This is a genomic window from uncultured Brevundimonas sp. (assembly GCF_937870815.1).
Classification (GTDB): Bacteria; Pseudomonadota; Alphaproteobacteria; order Caulobacterales; family Caulobacteraceae; genus Brevundimonas.
This window is the reverse complement of record NZ_CALMZS010000229.1, coordinates 1-7,186: the sequence shown is the minus strand read 5'-3', so window position 1 is coordinate 7,186 and position 7,186 is coordinate 1. Positions and strand designations below refer to the sequence as shown.

9 protein-coding genes and 1 pseudogene are annotated in these 7,186 nt (G+C 69.5%); 8 read left to right on the top strand and 2 right to left on the bottom strand.

Annotated features, from left to right (window positions below; genetic code table 11):
• The 5 genes and pseudogenes from Q0588_RS15835 to Q0588_RS16085 form a co-directional block, all read left to right on the top strand.
• Window positions 1–360, top strand: a pseudogene (locus tag Q0588_RS15835) (beta-ketoacyl-ACP synthase I); the annotation flags it as partial.
• 102 nt (window positions 361–462) lie between these two features.
• Window positions 463–1,743 carry a cation:proton antiporter gene (locus tag Q0588_RS15830; RefSeq protein WP_298748210.1) on the top strand — a complete coding sequence of 427 codons (1,281 nt, stop codon included), beginning with the start codon at window positions 463–465 and terminating at the stop codon, window positions 1,741–1,743.
• A 70-nt stretch (window positions 1,744–1,813) separates the two neighbouring features.
• Window positions 1,814–2,611, top strand: coding sequence for an enoyl-ACP reductase (locus Q0588_RS15825; RefSeq protein WP_298748213.1), 798 nt, complete (start codon window positions 1,814–1,816; stop codon window positions 2,609–2,611).
• An 84-nt stretch (window positions 2,612–2,695) separates the two neighbouring features.
• Window positions 2,696–2,911, top strand: coding sequence for a hypothetical protein (locus Q0588_RS15820; protein WP_298748207.1), 216 nt, complete (start codon window positions 2,696–2,698; stop codon window positions 2,909–2,911).
• A gap of 127 nt (window positions 2,912–3,038) precedes the next feature.
• Complete coding sequence (locus Q0588_RS16085) at window positions 3,039–3,326, top strand: Mov34/MPN/PAD-1 family protein (RefSeq protein ID WP_366873042.1); 288 nt, start codon at window positions 3,039–3,041, stop codon at window positions 3,324–3,326.
• Between the two features lie 557 nt (window positions 3,327–3,883).
• On the opposite strand, the gene rph is transcribed toward Q0588_RS16085, so the two are convergent.
• Window positions 3,884–4,609 carry a ribonuclease PH gene (gene rph, locus Q0588_RS15815; RefSeq protein WP_298748204.1) on the bottom strand — a complete coding sequence of 242 codons (726 nt, stop codon included), beginning with the start codon at window positions 4,607–4,609 and terminating at the stop codon, window positions 3,884–3,886.
• Window positions 4,610–4,654: 45 nt separating this feature from the next.
• Here rph and Q0588_RS15810 point away from each other — a divergent pair, with 45 nt between their 5' ends.
• From Q0588_RS15810 to grpE, 3 genes are read left to right on the top strand one after another with little or no spacing between them, the layout of a single operon-like run.
• Complete coding sequence (locus Q0588_RS15810) at window positions 4,655–5,212, top strand: GNAT family N-acetyltransferase (protein WP_298748201.1); 558 nt, start codon at window positions 4,655–4,657, stop codon at window positions 5,210–5,212.
• Complete coding sequence (gene hrcA, locus Q0588_RS15805; protein ID WP_298748200.1) at window positions 5,209–6,297, top strand: heat-inducible transcriptional repressor HrcA; 1,089 nt, start codon at window positions 5,209–5,211, stop codon at window positions 6,295–6,297. Before Q0588_RS15810 ends, hrcA begins: the two co-directional genes overlap by 4 nt.
• Window positions 6,294–6,923 carry a nucleotide exchange factor GrpE gene (gene grpE, locus Q0588_RS15800; protein ID WP_298748198.1) on the top strand — a complete coding sequence of 210 codons (630 nt, stop codon included), beginning with the start codon at window positions 6,294–6,296 and terminating at the stop codon, window positions 6,921–6,923. The genes hrcA and grpE overlap by 4 nt, the downstream gene beginning before the upstream one ends.
• A 95-nt stretch (window positions 6,924–7,018) precedes the next feature.
• Here the strand turns inward: grpE and Q0588_RS15795 are convergent.
• On the bottom strand, window positions 7,019–7,186 hold a 168-nt coding region (locus tag Q0588_RS15795; RefSeq protein ID WP_366873043.1), incomplete at its 5' end, for an alpha-ketoglutarate-dependent dioxygenase AlkB.

Here is a 7,186-nt window from a genome sequence, read left to right as displayed (position 1 = left end):
ATGGCCGGCAATCCGAAGATCGACTATCTGAACCCGCACGGCACCTCGACCCCGGTGGGCGACAGCAAGGAGATGGGGGCGGTGCGCAACGTCTTCGGCGACGCCCTGCCGCTGATCTCCTCGACCAAGTCCCTGACCGGCCACAGCCTCGGCGCGGCCGGGGCGCAGGAGGCGATCTACTGCCTGCTGATGATGCAGCACGGCTTCGCCGCCGAGAGCGCCCACATCGAAACCCTCGATCCCGAGTTCGAGGGCATGCCGATCCTGCGCCAGCGCCACGACGGCGAGCTGACCCACGTCATGTCCAACAGCTTTGGCTTCGGCGGCACCAACGGCACGCTGATCCTGTCGAAGGTCTGACCGCAACCCCTGGCGGCACCGACACGCTATAGTCGGCTTCCAGACAGCCGGAGCCGGCCGATCCCTGATCCCTACATCCTGTTCCTGCTCGGCCTCGGCGCCGTGGTCCTGCTGGTGTCCTGGGCGCCGGTCGGGCTGAAGCGGCTGCCGCTGACCCTGGCCATCCTGTGCGTGGCCATCGGCGTGGCGGTGTTCTCGACCGGCCTGCTGGCCTTCGACCCCGATCCGCGCACCTGGGACACCCTGACCGAGCGACTGGCCGAACTGGTGGTCATCATCAGCCTGATGGGGGCGGGGCTGAAGCTGGACCGCCCGCCCGGCTGGCGCCGCTGGGCGACGACCTGGCGGCTGCTGGCCGTGGCCATGCCCCTGACCATCGCGGCGACGGCCTGGCTGGGCTGGGCCGGGCTGGGCTTCAGCCTGGCCATGGCCCTGCTGTTCGGAGCCTCGATGGCCCCCACCGACCCGGTGCTGGCCGCCGACGTCCAGGTCGGGCCGCCGCGCTCGGGCGACGGGGACGAGGTCCGCTTCGGCCTGACCTCGGAGGCGGGGCTCAACGACGCCCTGGCCTTCCCCTTCGTCCACCTCGCCATCCTCGCCGCCGCCGGAGGGCTGGCGACCCAGGACGGCCTGACCGACTGGTTCACCATCAAGGTCGGCTGGAAGCTGCTGGCCGGGCTCGGGGCCGGCTGGCTGATCGGCAAGGTCCTCGGCCATCTGCTGTTCCGCGGCGGCCGCGGCCTGTCAAACCTGGGCGACGGACTGATCGCCCTCGCCGCCACCCTGATCGCCTACGCCCTGACGGAGGCCGTCCACGGCTATGGCTTCCTCGCCGTCTTCGTCTGCGCCGTGACCATCCGCGCCTCGGAACGGGATCACGACTTCCATCAGGAGATGCACGACTTCTCGGACCAGATCGAACGGCTGCTGATGATGCTGCTGCTGGTGCTGTTCGGCGGGGCGCTCGCCAACGGCCTGTTGTCGGCCCTGACCTGGACCGACGCCCTGGTCGGCCTGGCGGTGGTGTTGGTGGTCCGGCCGGTCGCCGGGCTGATCGCCATGGCCGGCTCCGGCCGGCCGTGGCGCGAGCGGCTGCTGCTGGCCTTCCTCGGCATCCGCGGGGTCGGCTCGGTCTACTACCTCGCCTATGGCGTCAACCACGGCGATTTCGGCGACAGCGAGCGGCTGTGGGCCGTGGTCGGCTTCATCATCCTGGTGTCGATCCTCGTCCACGGCGTCACCGCCGCGCCCCTGCTGGCCCGGCTGGCCCGGCGGCGCGAAAGCTTCCCCGCCGCCCCGGCCCCTGCTAACGCTCCGCCCACGGCCCCAGGCGGCGAGCGACCGCGTCGCGAGCGTCAGGCCGACCAGACCGGCCTCATGTAGCGAGCAACCGCGTTGCGAGCGACAGGCCCCCAAAAGGAGACCGACCATGGCGAGCGAGAGCGGCTGGAACATGCCCGCGGGCGACCTGATGAAGGGCAAGAAGGGCCTGATCATGGGGGTCGCCAACAGCAACTCCATCGCCTGGGGCATCGCCTCCCAGCTGGCCGCCCAGGGCGCGGAACTGGCCTTCACCTATCTCGGCGAGGGGCTCGAGCGGCGGGTGCGGCCGCTGGCCGAGAGCGTCGGGGCCAGGCTGCTGATCCCCGCCGACGTCACCGACGACGCCTCGATGGACGCCGCCTTCGCCGAGCTGGAGAGGGCGTTCGGGACCCTCGACTTCGTGGTCCACTCGGTCGCCTTCGCCAACAAGGACGAGCTGAAGGGCAGCTTCGTCGACAACACCAGCCGCGACAGCTTCCTGCTGGCCCTGAACATCTCGGCCTTCAGCTTCGTCGACGTGGCCCGGCGGGCCTCGAAGCTGATGCCCGACGGCGGCGCGCTGGTGACCATGACCTATCTCGGCTCGGAGCGGGCCATCCCCAACTACAACACCATGGGGGTGGCCAAGGCGGCGCTGGAGGCGGCGACCCGCTACATCGCCCGCGACCTCGGGCCCAGGGGCATCCGCTGCAACGCCATCTCGGCCGGGGCCATGCGCACCCTGTCGCTGGCCGGCATCTCGGGCGGCCGCGGCATGATCGCCCAGGGCCGGGCCATGTCGGCGATGAAGCAGGACACCTCGATGGAGGGCGTCGCCGGCTGCGCCCTGTGGCTGTGCTCCGACCTCGGCCTGTCGACCACCGGCGAGATCATCCACGTCGACGCCGGCTTCCACATGATGGGCCTGCCGGACGGGGAGGAGGGCTGATCCCGCGACAGCTCTCGTACCCGTGATTCGTCTTGAGCGTGAAACCAGATATTCATGGCTGGAAGGTTTCCGCTGGAGCGGGCGATGACAGACACCCTGCCGGACGTCTATGTGGTCGGTCAGCGTCGGCAGCCCGGCGGCTCGTTTCCGACTGGTGGCGGCGGCTCGGGCGACGACGGTGGAATTCAACAGAACGAGGTTTCAGACGACCCGAATTCGCCGTCCCCGGGGTTTGATCCCTGCGCCGACCCCGCGACGGCGCTGGATTGGAACGCGGGACGCGGCGGCGGCGGAAGCTAAACGTCAATTCGAGGCGAAAGCTGCGGAGCTTGAGGATGACGGATTGTATGAGAGGGAGTTTGGCGCGCAAATCTATCAGCGACCTGACGGAAGCATATACCTTGGCCGGGTGACATATGGCGACCCGATGACTGGGACCTTCGCATTTGATGAAAGCGATGCGACCCAAGGCAACCTGGTCGGCGAGATTCATTCCCATCCCGGCGGAAATACGGTTCCGTCAGTGGCCGACTGGGCGCGCGTTGATGCTTGGAGCGGGTGGACCGGACGGAATTTTCGATCCTACGTAATTGCTCGAGATACGTCCGATCCCAATTCTGACTTCGCTATTCGCGTATATGACACCACGTCTGACCGAGACATTGATGCGAACGGACCGGAAGTTAACCCGGAGGCAGCCCCATGCTCATCCTAGCACTTATATCTTTCGCCATAGGTCAAGATATTTCGTCCAACGACCGAATAGGGCAGTTGAGTGGTCTGCGGATCGAGAACAGGCCGCCTGATGCAGTTATTCTTAAGGATCAAGAGCAATACGGAATTGTCGCATTTAGCTTCTACAAATACGGGCCGGCACCCTCCGGGCGGTCTTGGGCTTGGCGCGTGAGGCGTGAAATTCGAACTGGTGATGAAAGCCCGAAAATTGCGTGGACGTCTCAGGATTCGTGCACGGGAGTTGCGGATTCGCTGATAGCGATCGAGCGGATATCGTTTCCCCGAGTGGAGTTGAGGTCGGCCGTGCCATCCGGTTCGCAGCCTCCATCAATGGGACCTCTGCACGTCACGCATCGAATTTGGGCAAGAGCGTGGGATGCCGAAAATAGTCCCCTCGAAGTTACACTGTCATCCCTAGGGTCGGGAGTTCCTCAAAGAATTTTTGAGCGAGTAGACGAAGCCCTTCATGATTGTTGGGGGCCCGAGAACTAAGGACCGCACGTCCGGGGGATCATAGGCTGTCCCGAGAGGTGACCCCTACCGCCCCAGCGCCGCCCGCTGCATCGCGAACAGTTCGGCGCAGCCGCCCTCGGCCAGCTGGAACAGGCGGTCGAACTCGGCCCGGGTGAAGCCGCGCTTCTCGCCGGTGGCCTGGATCTCGACGATGGTCCCCGAGCCGGTCAGGACGAAGTTGGAATCCGCCTCGGCGGTGGAGTCCTCCTCATAGTCGAGGTCCAGCACCGGCTGGTCGGCGCAGACGCCGCAGCTGATCGCCGCGACCTGGTCGAGGATCGGGTCGGCCTTCAGCACCCCCTCGGCGCGCAGATGGTCGAAGGCGCCGGCCATGGCCACCCAGGCCCCGGTGATCGCCGCCGTGCGGGTGCCGCCGTCGGCCTGGACCACGTCGCAGTCCAGCACCACCTGGCGCTCGCCCAGCGCCTTCAGATCGACCACGGCCCGCAGCGAGCGGCCGATCAATCGTTGAATCTCCTGCGTCCGGCCGGTCTGCTTGCCCGCGGCGGCCTCGCGCCGGCCGCGGGTGTGGGTGGCGCGCGGCAGCATGCCGTATTCGGCCGTCACCCAGCCCTGGCCCTTGCCGCGCATCCAGCCGGGCACATTCTCCTCGACCGAGGCGGTGACCAGCACCCTGGTATGGCCGAAGGTGACCAGGCAGGAGCCCTCGGCGTAGCGGTTGACGCCGGTCTCCAGGGTCACGGCGCGGAGCTGTTCGGGGGCGCGTTCGGAGGGGCGGGCGACGGTCATGATGATTTCCTTGGACGGGGCGGCGGGGCTGCTTATCCTGAAACCGTGAGCCTGTATTCCCCCCTGCCCGCGCCTTCCGCCGTCCGGCTGCGCCCGGCGACGGTCGGGGACGCCGACCTGCTGGCCGGCTGGGACCGCGAGCCGCACGTCATCGCCGGTTCGACCGACGACCCCGAAGCCGACATCGCCTTCGGCGGCCTCCAGTGGCGCGAGGCGCTGGAAGCGCAGTCGGACGTCAGCTTCTACCGCATCGCCGAGGTGGACGGTCGGCCCATCGGCGTCATGCAGGTGATCGATCCGCACCGGGAGCCGGAGCACTACTGGGGCGATATCGAGCCGAACCTGCGGGCGCTGGACATCTGGATCGGCCCGAAGGACGCCCTCGGCCACGGCTACGGCACGCGGATGATGACCCTCGCCGTCAACGATTGCTTCGCCGACCCGGCCGTGCCCGCCATCGTCATCGACCCGCTGGCGTCGAACCTGGACGCCCACCGCTTCTACCGCCGCCTCGGTTTCCAGCCGGTCGAAGGCCGGATGTTCGATCAGGACGATTGCCTCGTGCACCGGCTGGAGCGGGCCGCGTGGGAGGCGCGGTCGTGACGTCCTTCACCGGCGCCCCCTTCGGCGGCCCCCCCGCCGGCCTCGTCGCCCTCGACGAGCGGGCCCGCGACATCTTCCGCCGCATCGTCGAGACCTATCTGCAGACCGGCGAGCCGGTCGGCTCGCGGACCCTGTCGCTGACCGGGGTGTCGCTGTCCCCGGCCTCGATCCGCAACACCATGCAGGACCTGACCCTGGCCGGCCTGCTGGCCTCGCCGCACGCCTCGGCCGGGCGCATCCCGACCCACGCCGGCCTGCGCCTGTTCGTCGACGGCCTGCTGGAGATCGGCGACCTCGGGGTCGAGGAGCGGCGCGAGATCGACGCCCGCCTGGCCGGCGGCGGCCGCAGTTTCGACGAGGCCCTGAACGAGGCCTCCGCCCTGCTCTCGGGTCTGGCCGGCGGGGCCGGCATCGTCGCCAGCCCGGTCCGCGAGGCCGGGGTCAAGCACGTCGAATTCGTCGCCCTGGGCCACGACCAGGCGCTGGCCGTGCTGGTCGCCGACGACGGCGCGGTCGAGAACCGGCTGATGCCGCTGAAGGCCGGGGTGACGCCCTCGACCCTGCAGGAGGCGTCCAACTTCCTCAACGCCCGGCTCAAGGGCCGCCCGCTGCACGAGGCGCGCACCGAGATGCGCACCGAACTGGACGCCGCCCGGCGCGAGCTGGACGCCGCCGCCGCCCGGCTGGTCGAGGACGGCCTGGCCGCCTGGTCCGGCGGGGCCGAGCGCGAACGGGCCCTGATCGTGCGCGGCCGGGCCAATCTGCTGCACGACCGCGAGACCGCCGAGGATCTCGAGCGGGTGCGCGTCCTGTTCGACGACCTCGAGCAGAAGGAACAGCTGATCGGCCTGCTCGACGGCGTCTCCACGGCCCAGGGCGTGCGCATCTTCATCGGCGCCGAAACGCGACTGTTTTCGCTTTCGGGTTCCGCCGTCATCGCGGCGCCCTATATGACGGGCCGGCAGCGGGTGCTGGGCGCCATCGGCGTGATCGGCCCCGCGCGACTGAACTACGCCCGTGTCATCCCGTTGGTGGACTATACCGCCCGGGTGCTGGGCCGGATGCTGGACGGACAGGAAACTTGAGCGACATTCACGACGACACCCCGACCTCCGAAGAGCTGGCCGCCGACATCGGCGAGACGGAGGGCTTCGACGGCGAACCCGACGACGGCCTCGGGCCGCTCGACGCCCTGATCGCCGAGCGCGACCAGTGGAAGGACCGCGCCCTGCGCGCCGTGGCCGAGGCCGAGAACACCAGGAAGCGCGCCGAGGTCCAGAACAACGACGCCCGCGCCTACGCCATCCAGAAATTCGCCCGCGACCTGCTCGGCGTCGCCGACAACCTCGAGCGGGCCCTGCAGGCCGCGCCGAGGGACGCCGGGGCCGGCGAGGCCGGCCTGGTCACCGGCCTGGAGCTGACCCAGAAGTCGCTGCTGCAGGCCTTCGAGGCCAACAATCTGCGGCGCGTCGCCCCCGAACCGGGCGATCCCTTCGACCCGCACCTGCACCAGGCGATGATGGAGCAGCCCTCGGACTCGGTCCAGGGCGGCCAGGTCATCCAGACCCTGCAGGCCGGCTACGCCCTGTTCGGCCGCACCGTGCGCCCGGCCATGGTCGTGGTCGCCGCCAAGGGCTCCGGCGCCGCGGCCGGGAACGCCGCCTATGTCGCCGCCGGCGCCACCGGCGGCAATTTCGACCGGAAGGCTTAGTCCTCCCCCATGGGGGAGGGGGACCGCGTCGCGGGGGAGGGGGCTTGCCACGGGCGCCGGCGGAGGGGGCCCGCCCCCCTCCGGCCAGTCCCGCCTCACCCGGGGCGTGAGCCCGGCCCGGCCCGGCGCAGGGTCAGGTTGAGCCGCCCCCCGCCGGGGATCAGCCCCGACGACCCGGCCAGAATCCGGTCGATTCCGTGCCGCGCCAGCCGGGCCGGGCCGGTCAGGGCGCAGACGTCGCCCGAGGCCAGCCGCAGCGACCG